This window comes from Candidatus Palauibacter sp. (assembly GCF_965213655.1).
GTDB lineage: Bacteria > Gemmatimonadota > Gemmatimonadetes > Palauibacterales > Palauibacteraceae > Palauibacter.
This window is the reverse complement of sequence record NZ_CBDBZT010000002.1, coordinates 36,940-62,667: the sequence shown is the minus strand read 5'-3', so window position 1 is coordinate 62,667 and position 25,728 is coordinate 36,940. Positions and strand designations below refer to the sequence as shown.

Annotated in this window: 24 protein-coding genes and 1 pseudogene; 12 read left to right on the top strand and 13 right to left on the bottom strand. The window is 69.2% G+C overall.

What is annotated here, in order from left to right:
- Positions 1-6: 6 nt before the first annotated feature.
- On the bottom strand, positions 7-1,596 hold the full coding sequence (locus ACOOGH_RS01270; protein WP_420447199.1) for a serine hydrolase domain-containing protein: 1,590 nt from the start codon (positions 1,594-1,596) through the stop codon (positions 7-9).
- A 211-nt stretch (positions 1,597-1,807) separates the two neighbouring features.
- Between ACOOGH_RS01270 and ACOOGH_RS01265 the strand changes: the two genes are divergently transcribed.
- A complete protein-coding gene (locus tag ACOOGH_RS01265) occupies positions 1,808-3,475 on the top strand; it encodes an amidase (RefSeq protein ID WP_420447198.1) in 1,668 nt (555 codons plus the stop codon).
- A 13-nt stretch (positions 3,476-3,488) separates the two neighbouring features.
- Positions 3,489-4,535, top strand: a complete 1,047-nt coding sequence (locus ACOOGH_RS01260; RefSeq protein ID WP_420447197.1) for a deoxyhypusine synthase family protein — start codon at positions 3,489-3,491, stop codon at positions 4,533-4,535.
- Positions 4,536-4,543: 8 nt separating this feature from the next.
- On the opposite strand, the gene surE is transcribed toward ACOOGH_RS01260, so the two are convergent.
- Complete coding sequence (gene surE, locus ACOOGH_RS01255; RefSeq protein ID WP_420447196.1) at positions 4,544-5,473, bottom strand: 5'/3'-nucleotidase SurE; 930 nt, start codon at positions 5,471-5,473, stop codon at positions 4,544-4,546.
- A gap of 99 nt (positions 5,474-5,572) precedes the next feature.
- On the opposite strand from surE, the gene ACOOGH_RS01250 reads away from it, so the two are divergent.
- Positions 5,573-6,040 (top strand): hypothetical protein, encoded by a 468-nt coding sequence (locus ACOOGH_RS01250; RefSeq protein WP_420447195.1) that lies wholly within the window; start codon positions 5,573-5,575, stop codon positions 6,038-6,040.
- 7 nt (positions 6,041-6,047) lie between these two features.
- Here ACOOGH_RS01250 and feoB read toward each other — a convergent pair whose 3' ends face one another.
- Complete coding sequence (gene feoB, locus ACOOGH_RS01245; RefSeq protein ID WP_420447194.1) at positions 6,048-7,937, bottom strand: ferrous iron transport protein B; 1,890 nt, start codon at positions 7,935-7,937, stop codon at positions 6,048-6,050.
- 218 nt (positions 7,938-8,155) lie between these two features.
- Here feoB and ACOOGH_RS01240 point away from each other — a divergent pair, with 218 nt between their 5' ends.
- Positions 8,156-8,368 carry a FeoA family protein gene (locus tag ACOOGH_RS01240; RefSeq protein ID WP_420447193.1) on the top strand — a complete coding sequence of 71 codons (213 nt, stop codon included), beginning with the start codon at positions 8,156-8,158 and terminating at the stop codon, positions 8,366-8,368.
- Between the two features lie 14 nt (positions 8,369-8,382).
- On the opposite strand, the gene ACOOGH_RS01235 is transcribed toward ACOOGH_RS01240, so the two are convergent.
- Positions 8,383-8,853: a DinB family protein gene (locus ACOOGH_RS01235; protein WP_420447192.1), complete on the bottom strand. Its 471-nt coding sequence runs from the start codon at positions 8,851-8,853 to the stop codon at positions 8,383-8,385.
- Positions 8,854-9,018: 165 nt separating this feature from the next.
- Here ACOOGH_RS01235 and ACOOGH_RS01230 point away from each other — a divergent pair, with 165 nt between their 5' ends.
- The 3 genes and pseudogenes from ACOOGH_RS01230 to ACOOGH_RS01220 all read left to right on the top strand — a co-directional run bounded on the left by ACOOGH_RS01230 (position 9,019) and on the right by ACOOGH_RS01220 (position 10,692).
- Complete coding sequence (locus ACOOGH_RS01230) at positions 9,019-9,474, top strand: hypothetical protein (RefSeq protein WP_420447191.1); 456 nt, start codon at positions 9,019-9,021, stop codon at positions 9,472-9,474.
- A pseudogene (locus ACOOGH_RS01225) lies at positions 9,357-9,854 on the top strand (flavin monoamine oxidase family protein); the annotation flags it as partial. The gene ACOOGH_RS01230 and the pseudogene ACOOGH_RS01225, both read left to right, overlap by 118 nt.
- A gap of 283 nt (positions 9,855-10,137) precedes the next feature.
- Positions 10,138-10,692, top strand: a complete 555-nt coding sequence (locus ACOOGH_RS01220; protein WP_420447340.1) for a flavin monoamine oxidase family protein — start codon at positions 10,138-10,140, stop codon at positions 10,690-10,692.
- Between the two features lie 4 nt (positions 10,693-10,696).
- Here the strand turns inward: ACOOGH_RS01220 and ACOOGH_RS01215 are convergent, their stop codons facing one another.
- Entirely contained in the window at positions 10,697-11,419 is a 723-nt protein-coding gene (locus tag ACOOGH_RS01215; protein WP_420447190.1) for a hypothetical protein, read from the bottom strand.
- Positions 11,420-11,582: 163 nt separating this feature from the next.
- Between ACOOGH_RS01215 and ACOOGH_RS01210 the strand changes: the two genes are divergently transcribed.
- Positions 11,583-11,843, top strand: a complete 261-nt coding sequence (locus ACOOGH_RS01210; RefSeq protein WP_420447189.1) for a hypothetical protein — start codon at positions 11,583-11,585, stop codon at positions 11,841-11,843.
- 175 nt (positions 11,844-12,018) lie between these two features.
- On the opposite strand, the gene ACOOGH_RS01205 is transcribed toward ACOOGH_RS01210, so the two are convergent.
- Positions 12,019-13,344, bottom strand: a complete 1,326-nt coding sequence (locus ACOOGH_RS01205; protein ID WP_420447188.1) for a hypothetical protein — start codon at positions 13,342-13,344, stop codon at positions 12,019-12,021.
- A gap of 105 nt (positions 13,345-13,449) precedes the next feature.
- On the opposite strand from ACOOGH_RS01205, the gene ACOOGH_RS01200 reads away from it, so the two are divergent.
- Both ACOOGH_RS01200 and ACOOGH_RS01195 read left to right on the top strand, forming a co-directional pair.
- Positions 13,450-14,823, top strand: a complete 1,374-nt coding sequence (locus ACOOGH_RS01200) for an MBL fold metallo-hydrolase (RefSeq protein ID WP_420447187.1) — start codon at positions 13,450-13,452, stop codon at positions 14,821-14,823.
- A gap of 51 nt (positions 14,824-14,874) precedes the next feature.
- The gene (locus ACOOGH_RS01195; RefSeq protein WP_420447186.1) at positions 14,875-15,321 is read left to right on the top strand and encodes an SRPBCC family protein; all 447 of its coding nucleotides are present in this window, start codon (positions 14,875-14,877) and stop codon (positions 15,319-15,321) included.
- Between the two features lie 6 nt (positions 15,322-15,327).
- Here ACOOGH_RS01195 and ACOOGH_RS01190 read toward each other — a convergent pair whose 3' ends face one another.
- The 7 genes from ACOOGH_RS01190 to ACOOGH_RS01160 all read right to left on the bottom strand — a co-directional run bounded on the left by ACOOGH_RS01190 (position 15,328) and on the right by ACOOGH_RS01160 (position 20,796).
- Entirely contained in the window at positions 15,328-16,539 is a 1,212-nt protein-coding gene (locus ACOOGH_RS01190) for a 6-bladed beta-propeller (RefSeq protein WP_420447185.1), read from the bottom strand.
- On the bottom strand, positions 16,539-18,755 hold the full coding sequence (locus ACOOGH_RS01185; protein ID WP_420447184.1) for a M56 family metallopeptidase: 2,217 nt from the start codon (positions 18,753-18,755) through the stop codon (positions 16,539-16,541). Before ACOOGH_RS01185 ends, ACOOGH_RS01190 begins: the two co-directional genes overlap by 1 nt.
- Entirely contained in the window at positions 18,752-19,135 is a 384-nt protein-coding gene (locus tag ACOOGH_RS01180; RefSeq protein ID WP_420447183.1) for a BlaI/MecI/CopY family transcriptional regulator, read from the bottom strand. Before ACOOGH_RS01180 ends, ACOOGH_RS01185 begins: the two co-directional genes overlap by 4 nt.
- A 204-nt stretch (positions 19,136-19,339) precedes the next feature.
- Complete coding sequence (locus tag ACOOGH_RS01175) at positions 19,340-19,747, bottom strand: type II toxin-antitoxin system VapC family toxin (RefSeq protein WP_420447182.1); 408 nt, start codon at positions 19,745-19,747, stop codon at positions 19,340-19,342.
- 12 nt (positions 19,748-19,759) lie between these two features.
- Positions 19,760-20,020 (bottom strand): type II toxin-antitoxin system Phd/YefM family antitoxin, encoded by a 261-nt coding sequence (locus tag ACOOGH_RS01170; protein WP_420447181.1) that lies wholly within the window; start codon positions 20,018-20,020, stop codon positions 19,760-19,762.
- Positions 20,021-20,108: 88 nt separating this feature from the next.
- Positions 20,109-20,507 carry a type II toxin-antitoxin system VapC family toxin gene (locus ACOOGH_RS01165; protein ID WP_420447180.1) on the bottom strand — a complete coding sequence of 133 codons (399 nt, stop codon included), beginning with the start codon at positions 20,505-20,507 and terminating at the stop codon, positions 20,109-20,111.
- Complete coding sequence (locus tag ACOOGH_RS01160) at positions 20,500-20,796, bottom strand: AbrB/MazE/SpoVT family DNA-binding domain-containing protein (protein WP_420447179.1); 297 nt, start codon at positions 20,794-20,796, stop codon at positions 20,500-20,502. The genes ACOOGH_RS01165 and ACOOGH_RS01160 overlap by 8 nt, the downstream gene beginning before the upstream one ends.
- Before the next feature lie 267 nt (positions 20,797-21,063).
- Between ACOOGH_RS01160 and ACOOGH_RS01155 the strand changes: the two genes are divergently transcribed.
- Together ACOOGH_RS01155 and ACOOGH_RS01150 are read left to right on the top strand one after the other, a co-directional pair.
- Positions 21,064-21,852 (top strand): SDR family NAD(P)-dependent oxidoreductase, encoded by a 789-nt coding sequence (locus ACOOGH_RS01155; protein ID WP_420447178.1) that lies wholly within the window; start codon positions 21,064-21,066, stop codon positions 21,850-21,852.
- The gene (locus ACOOGH_RS01150; protein WP_420447177.1) at positions 21,849-25,727 is read left to right on the top strand and encodes a hydantoinase B/oxoprolinase family protein; all 3,879 of its coding nucleotides are present in this window, start codon (positions 21,849-21,851) and stop codon (positions 25,725-25,727) included. Before ACOOGH_RS01155 ends, ACOOGH_RS01150 begins: the two co-directional genes overlap by 4 nt.
- Position 25,728: the final 1 nt, after the last annotated feature.

The window sequence follows — 25,728 nt, the reverse complement described above, 5'->3', positions numbered from 1 at the left end:
ATGCGCTCAGCGGCGCCGGCGAAGCTCCGCCCAGTGGGTGAGCGCGTTGCCCAGTCGCACGTTCGGGAGCGTGATGGCCGTCACCGAGCCGTTCAGCACGTCGCCCCTCAGCCGTAGCTCGAGCGAGAGTACGTAGTCGGTGCGGTTCGCGTCCTCCGTGCCGATGTCGCCCTTGAAGCCGCCACGCAGGTACCCGCCGTCGAGGCGCGCGTTGTTGAGCAGCGTCCACAGCTGATCCCCCAACTGGACGTGGACGCGTCCGCCGTCGTCGATCACGAGCGCCAGTCGCTGCGGACCGAGGTGCGTGTCGACCTCGCCGACCCAGTCCCCGACGAGTTCCGGCATGGGTGTGAACCCGATCAGCGGCGCGCCACCATCCGCCTCATCCTCGAGGATCCCCTCGCGCTCGAGGCGGTGCGGATCGGGGACCTCCGGCCGCGTAGGCCGCGGAACGGTCTCCGGAGACAGCGTGTGCCAGATGAGACTGGAGATGTAGCCGGTGAGCGGCGTCGCGGAGTTCGAGAGGACGACGACGGCCGCGTTCTCCTCCGGGGCGATCGCGAGTTCGGTGCGGACGCCACCCATCCCGCCGCCGTGGCGCTGGAGCCGCAGACCCCCCGGGAGGGCTCGCAGCGCCCAGCCGAGTCCGTATTCGTTGCCGGGGGAGCTCTCCCGGATCGGCTGCCGCATCGCCTCGATCGACGCGTCGGAGATGATCCGCCGTTGATGGTCGAGATCGTGGCCAAGGTGGAACATCCCGAAGCGGACGAGGTCGTGGGCGCTGCTGAATACGGCGGAGCCGCCGGGGTGGTCGAAGTCGTAGAACGGGATCGGACTCTGGTCCGTCGCGTACCGCGTCGCGGTGAACTCCTCGAGCCCCGGGCCGATGTCGACCGACGTCCGGGTGAGGCCCAGGGGATGAAACACCTCGTCGCGCATGAAATCGGGGTACGACTGCCCGGAGACGCGCTCGATAATGTAGTCGAGGATCCCGAAGCCGAGGTTCGAGTAGTTCCAGCGTTCGTCCGGCGCCGTCACGAGGTTGGCGTAGCGGCGGATCGTCTCGTCCATGTGGGGTCGCCGGTGCGGTTCGTCCTCGTAGAAGAACTGGTAGTGGAGGGGGAGTCCCGCCGTGTGGCTGGCCACCCGCCGCACCGTGGCGCGCGCTGCGTCCCAGGCGCGCCCGTCGATCTTCGCCGGGCCGAGGTAGTCGTTGGCCGGCGCGTCGAGGTCGACGAGGCCCCGTTCCACGAGGACCATGAGCCCCGTCGCCGTGATCGGCTTCGAGATCGAGGCGAGCGAATACATCGTGTGTTCCGTGGCCGGGATCCGCCGCTCGCGGTCCGCCCACCCGAACCCCCCCTCCCACACGACTTCTCCGCCCAGCGCGACGGCGACGGCCATCGAGGGCTGGTCCCAGGCCACGAGCGCGCTCCGGATCTCGTCGCGGACGGACGAGAAGTCGGGAGCGGCCTGGGCCTGGACGCCGGTCGCACCGATACAGAGGAGACCTGACGCGAGGAGGCCCATCGGGAGGACGCCTGAGCACGCGGTGCGGGCGCGGCGGCGGGCGGACGGTCTGGCGGTCCTCTTCATCCTCTTCACCTCCTGAGCGTTGACTTTGGACGGTGGAGCCGCGCTCGGGGGGCGTCAATGGGGCCGCGGAGAGCCAGGCTCATTGACCGTCGGCCGAAGCCGCTTCCATGATGGTTCGGTCGCCGTCGCGGACCTCGCGTCTCCACGGCCCCGCAAAACCCTCGGCAGCCCGGGGCGAAACCCCGGGTCGCCAAACCTTCGGGAACGAACCATGACCGAGATGGATCGACGCACCTTCGTCAGCACCGGCGTGGCCGCCGGCGCCCTGCTCTCCCTGGGTGGCTGCGTGCCTCGGGGCGATGACCAGCGCTCGGGATCGGGAGATGCTGGCTCCACCTCCGAGGTTCCGGATTTCGCGCTCGACGAGATCACGATCGATGCAGTCCACGAGGGGATGCGGTCGGGGGCGTACACCTGCCGGTCGATCACGGAGATGTACCTCGAGCGGATCGAGGCGCTGAACCGGCAGGGACCGCGGCTGTTCGCCGTGCTCGAGACGAATCCGGACGCGCTCGAGATCGCCGACGAACTCGACCGCGAGTTCCAGGCCTCGGGACCACGGGGACCGCTGCACGGGATCCCGCTGCTGTTGAAGGACAACGTCGATACGGCGGATGGGATGACGACGACGGCCGGGTCGACGGCGCTCCTGGGGTCCATCCCGCCGCAGGACTCGTTCGTGGCGGCGGGGCTGCGCTCGGCCGGGGCGCTGCTGCTCGGCAAGGCGAACATGAGCGAGTGGGCGGGCTGGAAATCGTTCGAGTTCGGGGCGTCGGGCTGGAGCGGGCGCGGGTGGGACGGCGGCCGGGGTGGCTTCTGCAAGAACCCGTACGCGCTCGACCGCACGCCGGGCGGGTCGAGTTCCGGGTCCGGGTCGGCGGCCGCGGCGAATCTGGCGGTCGCGGCGATCGGCTCGGAGACCGATGGCTCGATCGTCGGCCCGTCGTCGCGCAACTGCCTCGTCGGCATCAAGCCCACGATCGGCCTCCACAGCCGGGGCGGGGTCATCCCCATCGCCCACAGCCAGGACAGCACCGGCCCCATGACCCGCACCGTACGCGATGCGGCGATCATGCTCGGCACCATGGTCGGCGTCGACCCCCGCGACCCGCTGACCGCCGCGAGCGCGGGCAACTTCCTGACCGACTACACCGGCGCGCTGGACCCGGGCGGCCTCAACGGCGCCCGCGTCGGCGTCCTGCGCGAGTACGCCGGCTTCGACAGCCGCGTCGACGCCCTGTTCGAGGAGGCGCTCGACGTCATGCGGGCGGGGGGCGCGACCGTCGTCGACCCCGTGACGCTCCCGGAGGAACTCCGCTTCGGCAACGAGTACGAGATGGAGGTGCTGTACCACGAGTTCAAGGCGGACCTGAACGCCTATCTCGCCTCTCTCGGCCCCGACGCCCCGATCAAGTCGCTGGCCGAACTCATCGAGTACAACGAGGCCAACCACGACCTCGAACTCGCCCTCTACGGGCAGGAACTGCACGTGCGCTCTCAGGAGCGGGGACCGCTCACGGACCAGCGTTACCTCGACGCGCTTGCCACGAGCCACAGGCTGTCGCGCGACGAGGGGATCGACCGCGCCATGGACGAACACCAACTCGACGCCCTAGTCGGGATCACGGCCGGCATCCCCGCCGTGCAGGATCCGCTCGACGCCTCGGGTGGGGGCGGCGGGGGCTGTTCGACGCCGCCGGCCATGGCGGCCTACCCGAACATGACGGTCCCGATGGGGTTCATTGGCGGGCTTCCGGTCGGGATGTCGCTGTGCGGTCGCGCCTGGAGCGAGGCCACGCTGATCCGGATTGCCTACGCCTTCGAGCAGGCGACGAACGTCCGCCGCCCGCCGACGTTCCAGCCCACGCTGCTGGTCTGACCGCCCGCCGACGGTGACGCTCACCGACTTCATCGACCGTCACTACCGTCACTTCAACGCGGCGGCCCTGCGGGAAGCCGCCCAGGCCTGGCGCGATCTGATCGACGGCGGAGGACAGATGCTCCTCACGCTGGCGGGCGCCATGAGTACGGCGGAACTCGGCTTCTCCCTGGCGGAGATGATCCGGGCCGGGAAGGTCCACGCGATCTGCGCCACCGGCGCCAACCTCGAGGAGGATCTCTTCAACCTCGTGGCGCACGACCACTACCGGCGCATCCCCGACTGGCGCGGACTCACCGCGGAGCACGAGAAGGACCTCGAGCGGCGCGGGCTGAACCGCGTCACCGACACCTGCATCCCTGAAGCCGAGGCGTTCCGCGCGGTCGAGGCCCCGCTGCAGGAGTTGTGGCGGGCAGCCGACGCCGCGGGCGAGCGCCGACTTCCTCACGAGTACCTCTACCAACTCATCCGCGACCGGACCCTGGCGCACAGCTATCAGATTGATCCGGCCGATTCGTGGCTCGTGGCGGCGGCCGAGGCCGATCTCCGCCTGTTCGTGCCGGGCTGGGAGGACTCCACGCTGGGCAACGTCCTCGTGGCCCGACAACTGTCCGGAGACCTGGGCCGTCCCGGGCCCGTGCTCGCCGGAACCGAGTACATGGCCGAACTCGCTGAGTGGTACGCGTGCACCAGCACCGGCCGGACCGTCGCGGAACTCCCGGACATCGACGCGGTTTCCGGCGCGAGGTCGGGCGAAGGGCCTCCGCCGGACCCGGACGGAAGCCCCGTCGGCTTCTTCCAGATCGGAGGCGGGATCGCGGGCGACTTCCCCATCTGCGTCGTCCCCATGATCCGGCAGGACCTGCGCCGCTGGTGCCCCCACTGGGCGTACTTCTGCCAGATCAGCGACTCCACTACGAGCTACGGATCGTACTCCGGCGCCGTCCCCAACGAGAAGATCACCTGGGGCAAGCTGGATGTGGACACGCCGAAGTTCGTCATCGAGTCCGACGCGACGATCGTCGCCCCGCTCGTATTCGGCTACGTCCTCGGCTGGTAGGCGGCGGCCTACCTCCCGTCTGCGTCAGCCCCGAGGAGCGCGTCGAGGTCCCACCCCTCAAGGGCCTCGACCATCGGAAGATCGGTCCAGTCGAAGCGGAGCGGGGTGATCGTGACGAGACCTTCATTGTGCGCTTCCGTGTCGCTCCCGGCCGGGATGGGATCCGGCGGCCCGAACACGGGACGGAACCGGCGCTCTCCCCCGCCGTCCTCACCCGGCTCCGCCTCCGTCTCTTCATAGTCGATACCGAAGTAGCTGCCGCCCATGGGCCGCGCCGCGATGCCGGCGGTTTCCTCCGCGGTAGCCGCCGGGAAGTTGAGCGAATAGACGATGCCGGTCTCCGGCCCCCGGCGCCGCAGCTCGGCCACGAAGCGGGCGACAACACCAGCGGCGTGCTCGAACCCGCCCGGGCGCCCGCCCTGCGAAGCCGCCACGGCTGGAACCCGCAGATAGGCCCCCATCATCGCGGCCCCGATCGTCCCGGACATGTGCGAGACCTCGCCGATGTTCGCGCCCCGGTTGATCCCGCTCACGACGAGGTCGAAGCCGGATTCAGGCGCCAGTGCGCGGACGGCGAAGAGGACGGCGCCGGCCGGCGTGGCGTCGACGCACTGCCCCGCCGGACCGGCGGTCCCACCGTCGCCGGCATCCTCCGCCTCTGGGTAGGTGCGGAGCCGGATCTCCTGGTTGAGGCCGATGGACATGCTCGTCCCGCTCTGCTGGCCGCAGGGGGCCACGACCGTCACCTCGCCCACCGCGCGCAGCGCCGCCGCGAGTTCCTGGATACCCGGCGACGCGATCCCGTCGTCGTTCGTGACTAGGATGTGGAAGGGAGTGTCGTCCGCCGGAGCCTCCGTTGCAGGCTCCCCACCGCACCCGAGCACACCGGCCCACGCGACCCCCGCGAGCACACACATTGTCCCGATACCGGCTCTCATCGGCGGCCCCTTTTCCTCGTCACGTCGTCTGTTGTTTCCGACCCTCGCGATGGATAGTCTCGCCCGGACCGATCCGTGGCAAAGCCGGGAGGAGGCCGAGTGAAGACCATCCTGAAGCTGGCGGGCCTCGTCGTGCTGCTGAACGTCGTGCGCTACACCGTGGGCGGGTGGATCGAGGGCTTCACCATCATGGAGCCCATGCACCGGCCTCTACCCCTCTTCCCGGAGGCATTCGACCAGGACTTCTCGTCCACCGACTTCATGATCTCGCTTGGCTACAACTACGCGATGTGGTTCGTCGCCGCGGTCGTCTTTCATCTCCTGAACCCGGTGCTCAGGGGCTCGCTCTGGGTCCGCAGCCTGAAGAGTTACCTGTTGATGGCGGCCTTCTTCTGCGCGCTGGCCGCCGTCTACATGAACCACTACGTGGAGGGGATCCGGCCCTTCTACTACTGGAGCATGGTCGACGCGCTCATCGTGTTCACCGTCGTCGCGCTCGCCAACGCCCTGCTCTACCCCGTGCTCTTCCGCGAGCAGGCCCGCGTGAGGGGTCGGCGGGCCGACTGACGCTGCGTCAGAGCAGCTGGTTTGCGGCCAGCGCTCCGGCGTAGGCGAGCGCGAGCATGTAGCCGAACTGGGCCAGAGGCCACTTCCAGCCCGCCGTCTCCCTTTTCATCATGGCGACGGTGGACATGCACTGAAGCGCGAACACGAAGAAGACGAGCAGCGCCACCGCCCCCCCGAAATCCAGATCCCGCTGCAGGGCGGCCCGCAGTTCGAGGGACGTCTCGTCGGTGTCCTCGATCCCGTAGATGGTGCCGAGCGTGCCGACGATGACCTCGCGGGCGGCGAGCGAGGAGACGAGACCCACGCCGATCCTCCAGTCGAATCCGAGCGGTTCGATGGCGGGCTCGATCACCTGACCCATCTGCCCGAGCGCGCTCTCCTCGATCGGGGGCGGGGCGCTGTCGATCCGCGGGAACTGTGCCAAGACCCAGAGGATGACCGTCACGGCGAGGATGATCTTGCCCACCCGCCGGAGGAAGATCTTGCTGCGGTCGAGCAGGCGAAGCCCGAGCGTGCGCAGCGAGGGGATCCGGTACGGCGGCAACTCCATCACGAACCCGGACGGCTTCCCGCGCAGCAGGGTGCGGCGGAGGAGGAAGGCGGTGCCGACCGCGGCGGCGAGGCCGAGGGCATAGAGGCCGAGCATCGTCGCCGCCCGCGTCCCCACGAACGGCCCCAACAGCTGGCGCTCGGGGATGAACGCGGCGATGAGGAGCGCGTACACCGGGAGCCGGGCCGAGCAGGTCATGAACGGAGCGATGAACATCGTCGCCATCCGGTCGCGCTCGTCCTCCACGGTGCGCGAGGAGAGGATCGCCGGGACCGCGCACGCGTAGGCCGAGAGGAGCGGCAGGAACGCGCGTCCCTGGAGGCCGACCCTCAGCATCGTGCGGTCGGCGATCACCGCGGCCCGCGCCATGTAGCCGGAGTCCTCCAGGATCCCCAGGAAGAGGAAGAGGATGAGGATCTGGGGGAGGAAAACGAGGACGGAGCCCACCCCCGCCCACACGCCATCGATGAGGAGGTCTCGGAACCAGCTCGCCGGAAGACGCGCCGCGACCCACTCGCCGGAGGTGGCGATGGCGAGTTCGACCCCGTCCATGATCGGCGTAGCCCAGGCGAAGATGGCCTGGAAGACGAGCACCGCGAGGACGAGGAAGACCGCTGGCCCCGCGATCCGGTGCAGGAAGACCGCGTCGAGACGCTGCGTCAGCTTCGGCGGGCCCGCCGAGTTGTACTTCGCCGCCGCGAGCGCCTGCTGGACGGCTTCACGACGGCGGGAGAGCGCGTCGAGCGTGGGGAGTCCGGCTCGCACCCGGGATCCCGACGCCGGCTCCGACTTCGACCCCGATTCCCGCCCCGACCCCGACTTCGCGTGGATCCCGGGCGCTGACGGGCGTACGGCCACCCGGTCCAGGAAGTCGACGACCGCTTCCACACCCCGCCCCGTCCGGGCGTCGGTTCGGACGACCTCCACTCCGAACGCTTCGGCGAGCGCCTCTTCGTCGAGCCCGCCGCCCCCCGCCTCGAGTTCGTCCGCCATGTTGAGGACGAGCAGCGTGGGGCGCTCGCGTTCGAGGACGGGGCCGGCGAGCATGAGCTGCGTCTCGAGCCGGACGGCGTCCACGATGAGCACGATCGCCTCCGGCGCCCGCAGTCCCTCGATTCGGCCCTCCAGCGCGTCGCGCGTGATGCGCTCGTCCGCAGACCGGGCCGAGAACCCGCTCACCCCCGGCAGGTCGACGATGTCCAGCTCGACGCCCGACGCGAAGCGCGCCCGGCCGACGTGCTTCTCGACCGTGACGCCGGGATAATTCGCGACCTTCTGGCGCAGCCCCGTCAGACGGTTGAAGAGCGTCGTCTTGCCGGAGTTGGGCGGCCCAATGAGCGCGACCACGGGCGGTCCCGAATCCGGGACATCCGTGCGGGGGCTTCCGGCGCGTGGCGCGGTCGCGACTGGGGACATGACGGGAAACAACCGATAACGATTATCGTTAGTTGAGACTGGTTCTCAACCGAGGAGGACGCTAGTATGTTGCGCTTCGATGGTCAAACCAGGTTGAGGGGCAACGCGGCTTGAAGAACGGAAGATCGAACGGGTCCGGTACATCGCTGATGGACGTACCGTTGCGCCAGGCGGTCGAACTGGAGCGCATCGACGCCCCCACCGAGGAAGTCGAACCCCTCCTCGAGCGTGGCATCCTGCCCGGCTGCAGGCTGCACCGGATCCGAAACTCCCCCGCGGGAGACCCGATCATCTCCGTCGAGGGCACTCTCCTCGCGCTGCGCCGCGAATCCGCCGCGCAGCTCTTCGTGCGCGAGGTATAGCTGCCCGGGGACTGCTAGGCGTACGGCATCACCGGCACCTTGCCGAGCAGACGCGCGTAGACCGTAAGCGCGCCCCGGTGGTGCGCCGTGTGATCCGTGATCCCGTTCACGACCGCCCCTCGCGGCTGCCCTTCCATGATCCGCGGATCCCCGATCGGCGCGCGGAGATCCTCGTCCGACGCGGCCCCGATGACCTCGATCGCGCGACCATAGGCCCGGTCGATCCAGGCGATCGCTTCGGCCAGCGAAGTGACGGCCCTCGCCTCCTCGAGATGTCCTTCGAAATCCATGTTCCAGCCCTCGCCGAACGCGCCGTCGACGAACCAGTCGACCGTACCGGCCGCGTGCGCCACATGGCCGGCCACGGTGAAGACATCCGGGCTGGGCCCGAAACCCGAATCTTCCTCCGCGAACGTCTCAAGGGTCTTCTTGAACAGGTGCATGGACATGGAAAGGTTGGCGGTCAGACGCTCGGCGTAGGACATGGACGCTCCGGGAGTGTTGTTATTCGGTTTTTATTCGGACCACGCGAGACGATGCCGGCGGGCCGGGGTAATGTCAAGCGGGCCCGGCCGGCCCCGCTGGATTCACCGGGGACGCCTCGGCCCTAGTTTCCTCGGGCACACCGCGAACCGAAACCGGGGAAGCCGATGGGACCAGACGCGCCCGCCAACACCGCGAGCAACGGGAGCACGCCGGTCGGCGTGGGAGGCTGGCTCCTAGTGTACCTTATTGGTTCCGTCCCCTTCCTGCTCCTCCACTCGGCGGGCCTGTCGGGGTGGTTTCTCGACTACGCCCTCTGGTTGCTGGCCGTGATCTTCCTTCTCCTCGCGTCCCCGCTCGCTCTCATCCTCCTGAAGTCGCCGCGAGCCCCGAGGTGGAACGTCATCGTGTTGTGGGTCGTCGCCCTCCAGATGACGCTGCGCGCGGCCGCCGTCCCCCTTGGTCCGGAGACCGACGGGGCGGCGCAGGGGAGGACCCCCGAGGAATGGGCGGCCGCGATCGCGATCCTCGCGGTCATCGTGGTCGGGTCGCTGGCGTGGGCGGCGATCTGGACGGTCTACTTCCGGCGCTCGCTCCGCGTACGGAACACCTTCAACCGGTGATGAAGAAGGCAACTGTCAGCCGCCGGAACTTTCTCGTCCGCGGCAGCGGAGCCCTGGTCTCTCTCTCGCTGGGCACCGGCTGCTCGGACAACGGCACGGGTCCGGTCATCACGGAGCCGCCGCCCCCATCCGGAGACCGGGTCGACGTGATCGTGGTGGGCGCCGGTCTGTCCGGACTGGTCGCCGCATACGAGTTGGTCCGGGCGGGGCACGATGTCCGGGTTCTGGAAGCAAGGGACGCCGCCGGAGGCCGGGCACAGACACTTCGCGAGCCCTTTGACGACGGGCTCATCGCCGAATCCGGCCCGGCCCGTATCCCGCCCGACCATGATCGAACGCTCGGCTACATCGACCACTTCGGCATCGAGACATCTCCCTTCTACACGCAGGAAGGCGAGTACCTCATCGTTCCCGAACAGGGGGACCGCTACCGGGAGACGCCGGACGTGTTCCTGGGTCGGGGGCGGGACACGTGGCTCAAGATTCCGGCCGGGACCGATGCCTTGCCGATGGCCTTCGCCGAGGCGCTCGGAGACCGTGTGCGGTACGGCTCGCCGGTGTCGAGGGTGATCCGGGATGAGGCCGGGGTGGTGGCCACCCACGGAATCGGCGACGCCGCGGAGGAACTGAGGGGCGGCCACTTCCTACGAGGACGTCACCCGGATCTACGTCCAGTACGCGGAACGAGCCTGGGAGGACGACGGCTTGAGCGGATGGGGACTGTCTCTTGTGGAGGGGTTCTCGGAGTTCTGGCATCCCACCTGGAACCAGCCGGGCCCTCGGGGAATTCTGATGTCCTACCTGTTCGGAGACATGGCGCGCACGGTCGCGGCGATGGAGGCCGGCGCCATCGTGCCCGACTTCATCGATCGCTTCGATAACCTCTTCCCCGCCTCAGGCGAGGTCGCGGAGGGCGGAACCCACTTCGCGTGGGAGCACCAGCCGTGGATCGGCGCGGCCTACACCCGGTACGATCCCCCGTTCGCGGAGCGCCCGGAGCTGGCATCGCCCGAGGGCCCCATTCACTTCGCCGGCGAGCACGCCTCGGCGGATCGGGGATGGATGCAGGGAGCCCTCCATTCGGGCCTGCGGGCTGCACGGGAGATCGATGCGACGGTGACGGGTGAGCGCTCCCGCGCGACCGTGGCCATCTCGCGGCGGCGGCTGGTGCGTCGTTTCGCGGGTGGCCTACATGCGCCGGAATGGCTGGCGCCCTGAACCGTCACATAGTGAGCGCGGACTGGCCCGCGCCCGGAGGAGGTCGCGCCGATTCCAGGCGGATCGCTGGCGGAAGTCGCCACACCGTGATGACGGGGACGTCGAACTCGTCCGCTCCGATGAACGCGACGAGGCCATCCGGGCCGAAGGCGTCCGGCATGTCGGGGAGCGACGCGGTCCCCGTCTGGAGCGTGCCCAGGTAGCGTCCGTCCGGCGCGATCACGTCGATCGGGCCAGGCTCGTCCGAGCCCGGCTCCGTGCTCCGCTGCACCCACAGCGCGCCGTCCCAAGTGGCGCGCAGGGCCGCAATGAGGGGCACTTCCGGGAAGAACTGCATGTTCTCCGCAGCCCCCAGCCAGGCCGTCCTGACCTCATTCGCGAGCGCCACCATCTCCGGCGTCGGCGTCCCGAACCATGTGTCCCTGCGGCTCCGTCGTATGTCGACCCGACGCTCGCGCTCCGTGCGTTTCATCTCGTCCGTCACTGGCAGCGGCTGCATGGGTCGGCGCAGGATCCGCGATACCGTGCCGGAAGGATCGGTGAGCTTTAGGGCGTAGCCGGAGGAGTCTGAGAACGCGATCTCGCCCGAGGGCAGCAGGTCGAACAGCACCTCCGGCTCGAACCCCCACACTTCGCCTATCACGTCTTCGATCTCCCTGTCGCCACGGTCGCGGCTTTCCTCCCGCTGACGCGGGGCCCAGGCCTCCACCAGCGTGTGCTCCGTCACTTCCTCCGACGACATATCGAGCCGCACGATCGGAACGCTCGCTGCGACCGATCAGCGACCGAGGACCCGTCCGTGCCGGTCGAAGTCCCGGGCGGCTCGCGATGCCGAACCCCGAGCCGGATTCCCGCACCGTGTCTTCGAACTCGCCGTCGGGACTGAAGATGTGGTATCCCCTGCGCATCATGTCCTCGACGATGGCGCGCCCGTCTTCCCATACGACGAGTTGCGTTGGGGTGCCGAACTCGCCTGGACCCCCGCCGGCGCGACCGAAGTCGCGCACGTATCGACCGGCGGCGTCCACCACGACCACGTGCGAGGCGCCCGCCATCCTCGTCCCGTCCAGCAGGTAGAGGTTGCCCGCGCCGTCGAAGGCTACGCTCTGAATGGAGGAGAACAGCTCCCACTCGGCGGTCGCTGCGGCTGACCCGAGGCGGTACACCAACTCGAGGTCCGGCGACAGGGGACGATCCTCGACGGGAAGATCGACGACCTCCTGGGCTTGCAGGCCGGCGGCTCCCAGCGCAGCGACGAACACTCCGTTGAGAAACGTTCGAGCAAGGACGGTCGCTCGTGTTCTCAGCCTCATCAGGAGGCTCCTTTCATCGAGCCGGGGGAGGTCGCGCCGATTCCAGGCGGATCGCTGGCGGAAGTCGCCACACCGTGATGACGGGAACGTCGAAGTTGTCTGCTCCGATGAACGCGACGAGGCCATCCGGGCCGAAGGCGTCCGGCATGTCGGGGAGCGACGCGGTCCCCGTCTGGAGCGTACCCAGGTAGCGTCCGTCCGGCGCGATCACGTCGATGGGGCCGGGCTCGTCCGAGCCCGGCTCCGTGCTCCGCTGCACCCAAAGTGTGCCGTCCCAGGCCGTGCGCACGGCCGCGATGACCGGCACCTCCGGAAAGAACCGCATGTTCTCGACCGCCTCGACCTGCGCCGCCCTCAAGTCGTCGAGCATTGCGAGAACCTGGGGGGGCGGCGGGCCGCCACGCTGGTTGACCGTACGGCCCCTTGCCTCCTCAGTCCGTCGCTCTCGCTCCACCTGCTTCAGCTCGTCCGTCACCGGCAGCGGCCGGATGGGGCGGCGCAGGATGCGGACAATCTCGCCGGACGCGTCGGTGAGCTTGATAGCCCAGGCCGACGAGTCCGAGAACGCGACCCCGCCCGATGGCAGCGCGTCGAACCGCACCTCAGGCTCGAATCCCCATTCCTCGGGGAGGGCGGCGAGCAAGTCATCGAAATCGCCGACCCAGCCCTCCCGCGACTCCTCTCCCCGTGGGTCCCAGGGCTCTACGAGCACTCGGTCCTCGACCTCCTCCGAGGACATGTCGACGCGTTGGATCGTGCGCCGGCTGCGGCCCACCAGCGTGCGAGCGCCCGTCCGCTCGGGGCGGAGGTTCGGGCGGCGCGCCATGGCGAACCCCAGGCCCCCTCCGCTCTCTCTCACCATGCGCTCGAACTCGCCGGCCGGACTGAAGACGTGGTATCCCGCGTGCATCATGTCCTCGACCAGGACCTGCCCGTCTTCCCACACCACGAGTTGCGTCGCGGCGCGGAACTCGCCCGGCCCGTCACCGGCGCGGCCGAAGCTGCTCACGAATCCCGCCGCCGCGTCCACCACGACGATGCGCACGTCGGCCGATGTCTGTGTCCCGTCCAGCAGATAGAGGTTGCTCGCGCCGTCAAAGGCGACGCCGGAGATGGAGGTGAACTCCTCCCACTCTTCTCCCGCGGAGGCCGAGCCGAGCCGGTACACGAGTTCGAGGTCCGGTGACAAGGGACGATCCTCAGCGGGAAGATCGACGATCTCCTGGGCCTGAAGGCCGGCCGCCCCGAGCGCCGCCCCGAGCGCCGCCAGCCGCCCCGCGACGACCCCTGCGGCGACCACGCTCCCACGACTGACACCCGTTCGTGATCTCCGTCGCATCTTGGCAGCCCCCTGCGCTGGCGTAGGTTTGTTCGGAGTAAGGCGCGGTCATCGGCCCACTTCGACCAAAGCCGCACCGCGCTGCCTACTATGGAGGTAGTAGATATGACTCGCAAGCGCTCATTCGATTCGACCGTCACCACTCTCTTCGCGTGGGTCGCCGCTGCGTTGTGGGTCGGCTGCGGAGGAGGGGAGGCGCCGTCCGACGAGGGCGCCGCGGCCGCCGACGCGCCGCCCCAGTTCGAGACGACGGAGGTCGCGGAGGGGGTATACCAGTTCCGCTGGATCGGGCACAACGCGCTCTTTGTCGAGACAGCGGAGGGGATCGTCGCCTTCGATCCGATTTCCGTGGAGGCGGCCGCCACCTACGCGGAGGAGATCCGCCGGGTGGCGCCAGGGGCCGAACTCGCGGCCATCGTCTACAGCCACAACCACGCCGATCATGCGACGGGCGCCGAGGTGCTGCGCGATGCGTTCGGCGCGGACGTCCCTATCTATGCGCACACAAACGCCGACGCGCCGCTGCGGGAGGCCGCCGACCCCGACCTTCCCCCGCCCACCGCCACCTTCGATGAGACGATGACGCTCGCGGGCGGGGAGATCGAACTCCACTACCTGGGCCGGAGCCACAGCGACGACATCGCGGTCGGTTTCCTGCCGGCGCACAACCTCGCCTTCGCGGTGGATTTCGTGTCGCGCGACCGGTTCGGGTATCAGGACCTCTCCAGCTTCCACTTCCCCGACATGTTCGGGGCGATCGAGGGCCTGCTCGAGATCCCGTTCGAGACCATCGTGTTCGGCCACGGACCGGCGGGAGACCGGGCCGCCATTGAACGGCAGCTCACCTACTACCGGGACCTGGACGCGGCCGTGCGCGAAGCCGTCGCGGCGGGGCTGAGCGAGGACGAGACAGCCGAGACCGTCGTCATGGAGGACTACAGTCACTGGGACCGCTACGACGACTGGCGCGAACTCAACGTGCGCGGCATGCACCGGAAGCTCTCCGCCGCCGGCGTCGGCGAAGGCGACGAAGAGGGAGAACATGGCGAGGGCGGCGAGGAAGGCGAGGGCGAACACGGCGAGGGCCGTGAGGGACGCGGAGAGCACGACCGCGAGGAACGCGGAGAGCACGGTGGCGAGCACGGTGCAGAAGGTGGACACGACGAGGGCGACGAAGGCGAGGAGTCGGGCGAGTACCTGGGACAGGCTGAGACGTGGGACGCGACCCGACGCGGAGCACGGCTGGTCCTCTCCTTCGATCCGGGGAACCGCACGTTCACCGGGACGGTAGAAAACACGACGGGCGAGACTCTCTGCGCCGTGCGGGTCGAAGTCCACCTGTCGTCGGGCACGGAACTGGGGCCTACGGCGCGGACGGATCTGGCGCCCGGAACATCGACGTCAGTCGAGCTAGGGGCGGGCGAAGCAGCGTTCGAGAGGTGGACCGCCCACCCCGAAGTATCCGGCTGCGCGAGGTAAGAGACGTTCCCGCGGGAACGTCTCCTCGCTCTCACACCGAGGGGGAAGACCTTGAAAGATCGCGCCCTCAGGTTCTTCCAGTGGGTCCCCAGCTCGCTGGAGCGGACCTTCGAGTTCTTCGCCGACGCCCGCAACCTGGAGCGGATCACGCCGCCCCTCCTGAAGTTCCGGATCGTGACCCCGGCCCCGATCGAGATGGGGGTGGGCACGCTGATCGACTATCGCCTCCGCCTGCGGGGCGTGCCCCTTCGGTGGCGGAGCGAGATTACCGAGTGGGATCCGCCGCACGCGTTCGTCGACGAGCAGCGTCGCGGCCCGTATCGGAAGTGGGTCCACGAGCACCGTTTCCGTGAAGACGGAGAAGGCACGCGCGTAGAAGACCGGATCACGTACAGCGTCCCGGGAGGATCGTTGATCGAGCGGCGGTTGGTGCGGCCGGATCTGAACCGGATCTTCGACTATCGCCAACGCACCATCGCGGAACTGTTCGGAGGCTAGCGTGGGTCAGCCGGCAGGCGCGATGCGTGCGCGCACCACGAAGGGCACGTCGAGTTCGTCCGTTACGATCAGCCAGACCCGGTCGCCGCGCACGACGGGGGCGACGTCATCGAAGAGGCTGAAGCCGGGCCCCAGACTGGCGGTTCCGACGTAGGCGCCGTCCCCGGAGTAGACATCGAACAGGGCACCCTCGCCACCTGACGGGGTGCGGACCCAGAGGTTGCCCTCGGCCGACTCGACAATGTCCTCGACGGCGGGGCTGACGGTGGGCACCCGGGACCAGTCCCATTCGCCCACGCCCATGTCCGAGACCATCTGCCGCATCATGTCGATGACGGAGTCGCGTTCGACGGCGGGGATGGCGACGGGAGGTCGCCGGGTCTCGACGAGGAGCGTCGTGTCGCCGCCGGGCCGCCACCGCTTGATGCGGTGGTATTGCGGGTCGCCGTCCCGAGTCGACCAGAAAGCGCCTCGCGGGTCGATGTAGCGGACCTCGGCCGGATAGAACGGGATCCCGTACATCATGTAGCCGCCGCCTGTCTCCTGGTAGAACGCGCCGGGCTGGCTTGCGGGATCCCACTCTTCGTCTTCCGGGACGTCACTTTGCAGCGGCAGCGAGTCCAACCGAGTCATCGTGAGGTCGTAGACGTGCAGTCGTCTCCGGTTCCCGGACCGCCAGGGCCGGTAGATGCGGTTCCCGTCCACCATCGCGCCGTTCCAGGTCGCGTTGAAGTTCGCATCGGCGAACGGGAAGGACTCGACGAAACCGTCCTCGGGATCGAAGACCGACATGCGCCCGTTGCGCGTATCCGGGACCCAGATGCGTCCCTCGGGATCCAGCATGAGCCCGGTTGCGTTCGCGAACTCGCCGGGCCCTTCGCCTTTACGGCCATGCGTTGCGACGTGAGCGCCATCGGGTCCGAAGACACGGAGTTCCTGTACCTGGGCCTCGAGAACGGCGAAGCCCCCGTTGTCCAGCACGACGAGACCCTTCAGACGCCCGAACGCGTCCGGTCCGGCGCCTTCAACCGTGCCGACGCGGAGTTCCTCGACCAGTGTCCAGGTGGGGGAGACATCCGCACTCGGGACGTTCGTCACGCGGACCGTGCCCGACGGCAGGGTGTCCCGCACCGTGGTCCAGTCGGGCTGAGGCGCGGTGTCGCCGCAGCCGGCGAGGGTGACCCACGCCGCGGCGAGCAGGACGGGGTTCCTCGACATCAGCCCGTCGAGCCTGCCAGACGGCGGAGCGCGGCGATTTCGTCCTCGAGCGAGTCTTCGATCTCCTCGATGCGGCGGTCCGTGTCCAGTTCCTCGATCAGCCGCTCGATCTCCCGCCTCTTCCCTTCAAGGTCGTACGCCTCGATCTCGGCCCGGATGGCCGCGACTTTCCCCGACAGATCGTAGTCTTCCATCTGCTGCTCCACTTCGCGGATTCTTCGCTCCGCGGCGTGGGCCGCGATCTGCTGCTCAACTTCCCGGACCTTCCCGTCCAGGTCGTACGCGGCGACCTCCTCCTCGGTCTGCCGCATGCGCGACTCCAACTCCTGAAGCTCATCCTCCAGCGCTGCCCGGGTTTCGGCTCTCGCCGCCAGCCGCATTGCGGCGTTCAAAGAGGAGATCCGGCCCCGGTAGACAGAGATCCGGCCGCGCAGACCGCTGACATGACCTCGGTGAGCGGAAATCCGGCCACGCAGGGTGCTGGCTTGGCCACTGTGAGCGGACATCCGGCCGCGAAGACTGCTGACGTGACCCCGGTGAGCGGAGATCTGGCCGCGCAGACTGCTGACGTGACCCCGGTGAGCCGAGATCCGACCGCGTAGAGTGGACTCCTCCCCCCGAATCTCCATCACCTCCTGATACCCGTTCATGATTCTGAGCATCAGATCGTGCCACTGGCGTGCCTCGGCGTCGAAGGTCCGGCTCACGTCGTCGACACTCCACGCGTATTCGATTCCGCCGAGGCCCTCGGTGATTACGAGCCGGCGGATCTGGTCTTCCCTCGACTCGAGAAGGAGCCAGCTGTCGGTGCCCACGGCTCGGACCTCGGTGCCGTCGTCGCTCATCACCACGTCTCCGTGCGTCCGCATGCAGAGGTACATCCCCGCAACCAATCTCTCGATCGTGCGGTCGCCGTCGTTCCAGCCGGTGACCCGCAGGCCCCCGCGTACCCTCATCGTGCGTATCGAGTCGCTGCCGGCCCACGGGCACTGGATCTCCTGCCGCATCGCCCCCCCTGCCTGGGGCCCGACCGCGGCCGAGACCGCGAGTTCTCCGTCGCGCGGCGCCGGGATTGCGGCCGGAGGGGCGTCGCTTGCAGCCGGAGGCGCGTCCTCCCGGGCGGGCCCGGCTTCGTGAGATGGCACCGGAACTTCGTCGAACGGGACGGGATGGGCGGCAGCGACAGAGACCGCCGCCGAGCCTACGATCGTCAGGGTCACGACAGTCCGGGTCACGCTGGGACGCGGACGGCTACACTTCAGAATGGCCACGATTCTTGTCTCCAGTTGCGAGGTTCTAACGAGGGGGAGCGCGAGCAGGTTCGGACGCCGGCCGCGGGCAGACGCCAGCCGCAGAAGGAGGCGAGCGTAATCGGAGGGGCGGGCGCCGAGCGCTAGCACTTCTTCGTCGCAGGCCTTCTCGCTGGCGACCTCCGCGCGTCGTGCCGCGAGCCAGCCGAGGGGATGGAACCAGTAGAGGGCGAGGACGATCCGCCGCATGAGTTGCCGCAGCACGTCCCGTCGACGGACATGGATGAGTTCGTGGGTCAGCACCACCGCCCGCCGTTCGGGGCTCCAGTCCACCGCCGCCGCGGGGAGCAGGATCACCGGCTTCCACAGCCCGCCCGTCATCGGCGTAGCGGCGAGGTCGCTGGAGAGCAGCTGCACATCCGCACGAATACGCATTCGCCGCCGGATCGCATCGGCCTGTCGGCGCAACGCCGGGTCGTGAAGCGGAAGGGCGGCACGTACCAGCGCTCGCAGGCGCATGGCTCCGGCCGCCAGCGAGATCAGCGAGATCGCACAACCCAGCGCCCAGACAATCAAGAGCACGCGGAGAGGACTCCACGAGGCTCCGCTTGGCTGGCCGGCGCGTGCGGCGGGAACGGCGCCCGGGTTCCGGATGTCGGAGCCCCGCGCCTTGGGGATTACCCGTGGCGTGGCGGCGGCTTCTACGGCGGTTTCCGCGGCGGCTCCTGCGGCGGCTGGGGCCTCAGCCGCGGACGGCCGGGGTTCGTCGCCGCGCGCGGGGAGGATCGGAACGTTCCAGGAGGGAGCGAGGATGCCCAGCAGAGGCAACGCGAGCACGAGGGCGAACGTCGCGGTCCACAACTGGTGAATGGTCCTCGGCGACCCGCGCCGTCCAAGCCACGCCAGCGCGAGCGCCAGCAACAGCAGCAGCGTCACCTGCGCCGTCAGGACCACCGCGGGGCTCACCGTCCCTCCTCCGCCGCCTTCTCGATCATCTCCTGCAGGCGGGCGTGTTCCTCCGGGCTGAGGCCGCCCTTGCGAAGCTCGAGCAGCGTGGCCACGGCCCCCTCCACCGAGTCGCCGAAGAAGGTCTTGAGCACGCGGCGCATGGCTGAGCGTCGGGCACGTAGCGCCGGCATCGTGGGCGAATAGAGGTAGCGGGGGCCGTCCGCCTCACTCACCAGGTGCCCCTTGCTCACGAGACCCCGCAGGATCGAGCGGACCGCCGAGTAGGTCGGAGGGTCCGCCATGTTCTCCCGGATCTGCGCGGCCGTCGGGTTCCCCAGTTCGTACACGAGATCCATGACCTCGCGCTCTCGTCGGCTCAGTTCCGGAAGTGGGCTCACTGCGATCGTCTCCTTCGCTGCGGCTGGCTCACGAACTCTCCGGGGGGCCGATCTCCCCCCGGCGAAGTCAACCTGGCGCCGTTGTGCTGAAAAACCAACACACCCTACTGACAACGCCCCCACCCAGAGGGTTGCACCGGGGATGCTGCACTGTCAGGAGACGTTCCCGCGGGAACGCGAGGACGTGGCGTTGAGGGACCTGTCCTAGCCGAGCTCCTCCACGGCGACGGCGAGCGGATGGCCGGCCAGACGCCGGTCGGCAGTGAGCAGTTTGAAACCCTCCTGCCGAGCCTGGACCAGCAGCAGTTCGTCGAACGGATCCCGGTGATCGAGGGGTGGCTCGAGCGCCTGCGCGGCATGAAGGATCGTCATGGGAAGGAACGTCACGTCCTGATCTTCCAGAACCGCGAGCACGCCCTGCGGCGCGAAGGGACTCTTTCGCGCGCCGGACGCGCGACCGGCTTGGTACTTGAGCCGCATTTCCCAGATGGACACGGCGCTTACGTGGAGGCGCACGTCACGAGCGGCGAGAAACCGGCGTTCGGACTCACGGAATCGTCCCGGCGCCTCCATGAAATCGTAGAGGTAGGACGTATCGAGCAAGACGCGCATTCGTCCGTCCGCCTACTCGTTGTCGAGGCCGAGTACGTGGCGGCTGAAGGCCGGATCGTCGTATTCCCGGGGCCACCTCTCTCGGTCGCCCTCGATTCCGAGCCGACGGCGCGCTGCCTCCAGCTTGTCGAAATCGATCCCGCCGCCATGGTCGCACCGCACCAGTTCGACTACGGGGCGGCCATGCTTCGTAATGATCACGCGCTCGCCATTGCGGGCGGCGGCGACGAGTTCGGAGAGGCGGGCCTTCGCCTCGCGTATTGCGAATTCCATCGCGGATCGCTCCCGGTTGCGCTTCGATGATTCAGTATGCAGCACCGCACCCCTCCAATTCACTACCACACCGTGACCACAAGAGCCGTCAGCGGATCTGGACGACCGTTACGCCGGCGATCGCGACGTCGGCCCAGCTCCGGTCTGCGGTGAGCGCCGGGAGACCGAGCCTGCGCGCGGTGGCCAGGCAGGCCCGGTCACCCAGTCCGAGGCCGAGGTGCCGCGTGCTCTGACGATAGGCGCCGCTGAGCAGGGCGGTTTCGCGGTCGAACGGGATGATTTCGATCCCCTGTTCATCGAAGACGCTCGCCACCGTTCCCGCGGTCCAGTCGCTCTGCGAGAGGCGCGCCGCCACTTCGGCCGCGTTCACGGAGGAAATGGCTGCGCCACGTTCAAGCGCGCGGACGACGCGCTCCGCGCCGGGTTCCTCGAAGAGCGCCGCCAGGACGGCCGAAGCGTCCAGAACGCTCGCGACCGGCTCATTCACGGGCGGCTTCGGCTCGCCGTTCCAGGATGCACTCATCGACGACGCTCCCGGACCCCTGCCGCTTCTGCCGCGCGATGGCCTGCAGGCGCGCGAGTGCCGCGCTCGGGGTGCGCAGCCGGATCGTGTCGCCCTCCAGGCCCACGACCAACTGCTGCCGGCCCCGGATACCCAGAGCCTTCCGAAAGCGCGCGGGAACCACCAGCCGCCCCGCTTCGTCGATCGTCACGCGCTCGGGTTCGGCCGAGCGATCCGGCGGACTCTCGGGGATCGACTGCCTGGGTTCTTTCATGGTACCTTCCATCTTCATGGTATCTTATGAGATCATACCATATTGGGATCCGGGTCGCGAGTTGGCGAGCTCGCCACCACCGGCAGAGGATCTCCTGCTGCTCCATGCCACACGCCGCTTTCGTCGATACCATAGTGACCGCCGCTCCGACCTCCGTCAGTTTCGCAACGGCGATCAACGCGGGATCATCACCACCAGACAGCACGGGAAGGCTACCTCGCAGTAGCGTCGCGGGTGGAGCGTCAACAGAACGAGGAAGGTCTCAGCATGATCACACTCGAGGGGAAGACGGCCATCGTCACCGGGGCCGCGAAGGGGATCGGCGCCGCGTGCGCGCTCGCCTTCGCCCGGCACGGCGCGGACGTGGTGCTGGGGGACGTGCTGGAGCAACGCTGCGCGGAGACAGCCCGCGAGATCGCGGAGGAGACGGGTCGGGAGACGCTCGCCGTGCGCGCGGACGTCAGCGAGGAGAGCGACTGCGCCGCCCTGCTCGACGCCTGCACCGAGCGCTTCGGCGGCTGCGACATCCTCCTCAACAACGCGGGGATCATCGCCGCGGGCTCGATCCTGGACGCCGAGGTCGAGGACTTCGACCGGGTGCTGGGCGTCAACCTGCGCGGGACCTTTCTCCTCTCCCGCCTCGTGGCGCGGCAGATGGTGGAGCGTGGCGTGAAGGGGACGATCATCCACATGTCGTCCACGAATGCGGTCGTGACGATCCCGAACCAGCTCGCCTACGCGGCCTCCAAGGGCGGCGTCATGCAGCTCACGAAGGTCATGGCGATGGCGCTCGCGCCGCACGACATCCGGGTGAACGCGATCGGGCCGGGGACGATCGTCACCGACATCCTCGACTCGGTGATCGCCGACGAAGAGGCGCGGCGCACGATCCTCTCGCGCACTCCCCTGGGACGGTTCGGGGACCCGGACGAGATCGGGACGGTGGCCGTCTTCCTCGCGAGCGACTACGCCTCGTACCTCACTGGCGAGACGATCTATCCGGACGGCGGACGCCTGGCGCTCAACTACACCGTCCCCCTGCGCGAAGACGGGTGAGCGGCGGGGCGACGGACGGGTCGGGCGGCTCGGCTCGGCTCGCGATCGACATCGGCGGGACCTTCACGGACGTGGCGCTGGAGGCCGGCGGGCGCCTCGTCACGACGAAGGTGCTCACGACCGCCTCGGCGCCCGAACGGGGCGTCCTCGAGGGCGTGCACAAGGTGCTGGGGCTGGCGGACGTCCCACCCTCCGCCGTCCGTCTCGTCATCCACGGCACGACGCTGGCCACGAACGCGATCATCGAACGCCGGGGCGCACGCACCGCCCTCATCGTGACGTCCGGGCACCGCGACGCACTCGAGATGGCCCACGAGAACCGGTTCGAGCAGTACGACATCGGCGTCGACCGTCCGGAGCCCCTGGTTCCGCGCCGTCTCAGGCTCCCCGTGAAGGAACGGGTCGACCACCGCGGCCGCGTGCTCGTGCCGCTGGAGGAAGGTTCCGTGCGGGCCCTTCTCCCGACGCTCGCGTCGGAGGGGGTGGAATCCGTCGCGGTCGGACTCATTCACGGTTACGCCAACCCGGATCACGAACGCCGGATCGGAGAGATCCTGGAGGAGTGGCGGCCGGGGCTCCCGGTGACGCTGGCCTCGGACGTATGCCCCGAAGTCCGCGAGTACGAGCGGCAGTCCACGGCCTGCGCGAACGCCTATGTCCAGCCGCTCATGGCGCGTTACCTGCGGGGGCTCTCGGCGTCGCTGCGCGAATCGGGACTCGCCTGTCCCTTCCTTCTAATGACCTCGGGGGGCGGACTCACGACGCTCGACACGGCGGTCGCCGCTCCGGTCCGCCTCGTGGAATCCGGGCCCGCCGGGGGCGCCATCCTCGCCAGCCACCTGGCGCGCGACCTGGAACTGGGCGACGTGCTCTCCTTCGACATGGGCGGGACGACGGCGAAGCTGTGCGTGATCGACGGCGGGCAGCCGCTCCATTCGCGCACCTTCGAGGTCGCCCGCAGCTACCGCTTCAAGCAGGGGAGCGGGTTGCCGGTGCGGATCCCCGTGATCGAGATGGTGGAGATCGGGGCCGGGGGCGGGTCGATCGCCGGTGTCGACGATCTGGAACGGATCCAGGTGGGGCCGGCCAGCGCCGGGTCGGAGCCGGGGCCGGCGGCGTACGGCCGGGGCGGGGACGAACCCACCGTGACGGACGCGGACGTCGCCCTGGGACGGATCGATCCGGAGTTTTTTGCCGGAGGTTCGATTCCCCTCGACCGAGGGCGGTCCAAAGCCGCAATCGAGGCTCGCGTGGGCGATGAACTGGGGCTCGACGCGAAGCTCGCCGCTCTCGGCATCAGCGAGATGGTGGACGAGAACATGTCTAACGCCGCCCGCACGCACGCGATCGAATGGGGCAAGGGCGTGGCGGGACGCACACTCATCGCCTTCGGCGGCTCCGCCCCGATCCACGCCGCGAGGCTCGCCGACAAGCTGGAGGTGGATCGCTTCCTGGTGCCGGCCGATGCGGGCGTGGGCTCGGCTGTGGGCTTTCTCCTCGCGCCGATCTCCTACGAGGTCGTGCGCAGCCGCTACATGCGCCTGTCCGGGTTCGATCCCGAGGTCGTCGGCGCGGTGTTCGATGAGATGAGGGACGAGGCGGAGGCCGTCGTGTCGCGCGGGGCGCCGGGGGCGGCCACGACCGGGAAGGCGCGCGCCTACATGCGCTATGTGGGCCAGGGTCACGAGATCGGCGTCGACCTCCCGGAGACCATCGAGGACGCGGCAACCCTTCGCGAAGCGTTCGATCGCGGCTACGAGACGGTCTATGGACGCACGATCCCGGGCCTCGACATCGAGATTCTGAGCTGGACGCTCGTCGTCTCGGCGCCCGCGACGGAGGCCGCAGACGTTCCCGCGGGAACGTCGCCCCGCGCATTGACCCCACCAGTTGGGCAACTGGCCGAAGCGGACGTTCCCGCGGGAACGTCGCGCGGGGGGCAAGGCGAGGGGCAACCCGCCCCGACAGGACCCACCCCCGAGCGGTGGACGGAGCTGTGGGACGGACCCGGCGGCGAGTCGATGACGGCGGCGGTTCACACGCGAGGGGCGCTCCCGGAGGGAACCCGCGTCGAGGGCACGGCGCTCATCGCCGAGGACCAGACGACGACCGTGGTCCCGGACGGCTGGGACGCGCGCGTGGTCCCCGGGGGTCATCTGTTCGTCGAGCGGCAGGCAGCGGCGGAAGCGGCGGCGGGCGCGGCGGCGACCGACGCGCAGACCGGAATCGCGGCGCTCGAAGGGCAGATCACGTGGAGCCGGCTGCTGTCCGTGGTCGAGGAGCAGGCCCGGACCCTCGTGCGCACCGCGTTCTCGACTCCCGTGCGCGAGGCGGGCGACCTCTCCGCCGGCGTGTTCGACCTCTCCGGGCGCATGCTCGCGCAGGCCGTCACGGGCACGCCCGGTCACGTCAACGCCATGGCCGCCTCCGTCGGGTTTTTCCTCCGGGACTTCCCGGTGGAGACGCTGGGCGAGGACGACGTCCTCATCACGAACGATCCCTGGGAGGGCACGGGACACCTCAACGACTTCACCGTTGTGACCCCCACGTTTCTGGACGGGCGTCCGGTGGCACTGTTCGCGGCCACGAGCCACATCGCCGACGTCGGGGGACGCGGCTTCGGCGCGGACGCGAACCAGGTGTTCGAGGAGGGGATCCGCCTCCCGATCGGCTACCTGATCCGGGGCGGACGGGTCGACGAGACACTCATGCGGCTGGTGCGGGCGAACGTCCGCGATCCGGACGTGGCCCAGGGCGACCTCTACTCGCTGGCCGCCTGCAACCGCACCGGGTGCGAGCGGCTGGTGGCCATGATGACCGAGTTCGGGATCGATTCCCTGGAACCGCTGGCGGAGACGATTATCTCCACCTCGCGGCGGGCGATGCGGGAGCGCATCGGGGCGCTCCGTCCCGGGACGTACCGAAACCGGATGCGGATCGACGGCTACGATGAGGATCTTGACCTCGTGTGCGCCCTCACGGTCCTGCCCGACGGAACGATCACGATCGACTGGGACGGCACCTCGCCCATGTCGTCGCGCGGCATCAACGTCCCGGTCACCTATACGCGCGCCTACAGTTCGTTCGGCGTGCGCTGCATCGTCGGCTCCGAGGTCCCGAACAACGCCGGGTCGCTGGCCGCGATCGAGGTCTCCGCCCCACCCGGATCGCTACTCAACGCGCCCCCGCCCGCCGCCGTCTCCGCGCGGCACGCGATCGGGCAGATGCTGCCGGACGTCGTACTCGGCTGCCTCGAGCAGGCGCTGGAGCCCGGAGCCGTGCCCGCCGAAGGCGCGTCGTGCCTCTGGAACCCCGTCATCATGGCGGGGCCGGGACTGACCGGCTCGCACAGGTCCGGTGGGGAGGCATTCGTCGTGAACCCCTTCCACGCCGGCGGCACGGGCGCCCGGCCGGGGAAGGACGGCCTGTCGGCGACCGCGTTCCCCTCGGGCGTCCGCAGCACGCCGATCGAAATCACCGAGACGGTGGCGCCGCTCATCTTCTGGCGAAAGGAGTACCTCCCCGACTCCGGCGGCCCGGGCGAGTTCCGGGGCGGCCTGGGACAGGTCATGGAGATCTCGCACGCGGAGGACGAGGCGTTCGCCGTCTCGAAGATGTTCGAGCGGGTCCGCAATCCGGCCCGGGGACGCGACGGCGGCGGCGATGGGGCCGCGGGCCGGGTCCATGTGCCGGGCGTGGGCGATTTCCGGCCCAAGGGGCGCGAGGTCGTGCCCCCCGGCCGACGGATCGTGCTGGAGACCCCCGGGGGCGGCGGCCTCGGAGACCCCTCCCGGCGACCTCCCGAACGCGTCCGGGAGGATGTCCTCGACGGCTACGTCACCGCCGAGGAGGCAGCGCGCGCGTACCGCCCGTAAG

Bases quoted from the DNA above. Each gene is read 5' to 3' on its own strand.
- ACOOGH_RS01200 (WP_420447187.1), top strand. From the start codon at position 13,450: ATGACTCGCAAGCGCTCATTCGATTCGACCGTCACCACTCTCTTCGCG.
- ACOOGH_RS01160 (WP_420447179.1), bottom strand. From the start codon at position 20,796: ATGAAAGAACCCAGGCAGTCGATCCCCGAGAGTCCGCCGGATCGCTCG.
- ACOOGH_RS01235 (WP_420447192.1), bottom strand. From the start codon at position 8,853: ATGTCCTACGCCGAGCGTCTGACCGCCAACCTTTCCATGTCCATGCAC.
- ACOOGH_RS01175 (WP_420447182.1), bottom strand. From the start codon at position 19,747: ATGCGCGTCTTGCTCGATACGTCCTACCTCTACGATTTCATGGAGGCG.
- ACOOGH_RS01240 (WP_420447193.1), top strand. From the start codon at position 8,156: ATGGACGTACCGTTGCGCCAGGCGGTCGAACTGGAGCGCATCGACGCC.
- ACOOGH_RS01205 (WP_420447188.1), bottom strand. From the start codon at position 13,344: ATGCGACGGAGATCACGAACGGGTGTCAGTCGTGGGAGCGTGGTCGCC.
- ACOOGH_RS01265 (WP_420447198.1), top strand. From the start codon at position 1,808: ATGACCGAGATGGATCGACGCACCTTCGTCAGCACCGGCGTGGCCGCC.
- surE (WP_420447196.1), bottom strand. From the start codon at position 5,473: ATGAGAGCCGGTATCGGGACAATGTGTGTGCTCGCGGGGGTCGCGTGG.
- ACOOGH_RS01270 (WP_420447199.1), bottom strand. From the start codon at position 1,596: ATGAAGAGGACCGCCAGACCGTCCGCCCGCCGCCGCGCCCGCACCGCG.
- ACOOGH_RS01155 (WP_420447178.1), top strand. From the start codon at position 21,064: ATGATCACACTCGAGGGGAAGACGGCCATCGTCACCGGGGCCGCGAAG.
- ACOOGH_RS01190 (WP_420447185.1), bottom strand. From the start codon at position 16,539: ATGTCGAGGAACCCCGTCCTGCTCGCCGCGGCGTGGGTCACCCTCGCC.
- ACOOGH_RS01230 (WP_420447191.1), top strand. From the start codon at position 9,019: ATGGGACCAGACGCGCCCGCCAACACCGCGAGCAACGGGAGCACGCCG.
- ACOOGH_RS01170 (WP_420447181.1), bottom strand. From the start codon at position 20,020: ATGGAATTCGCAATACGCGAGGCGAAGGCCCGCCTCTCCGAACTCGTC.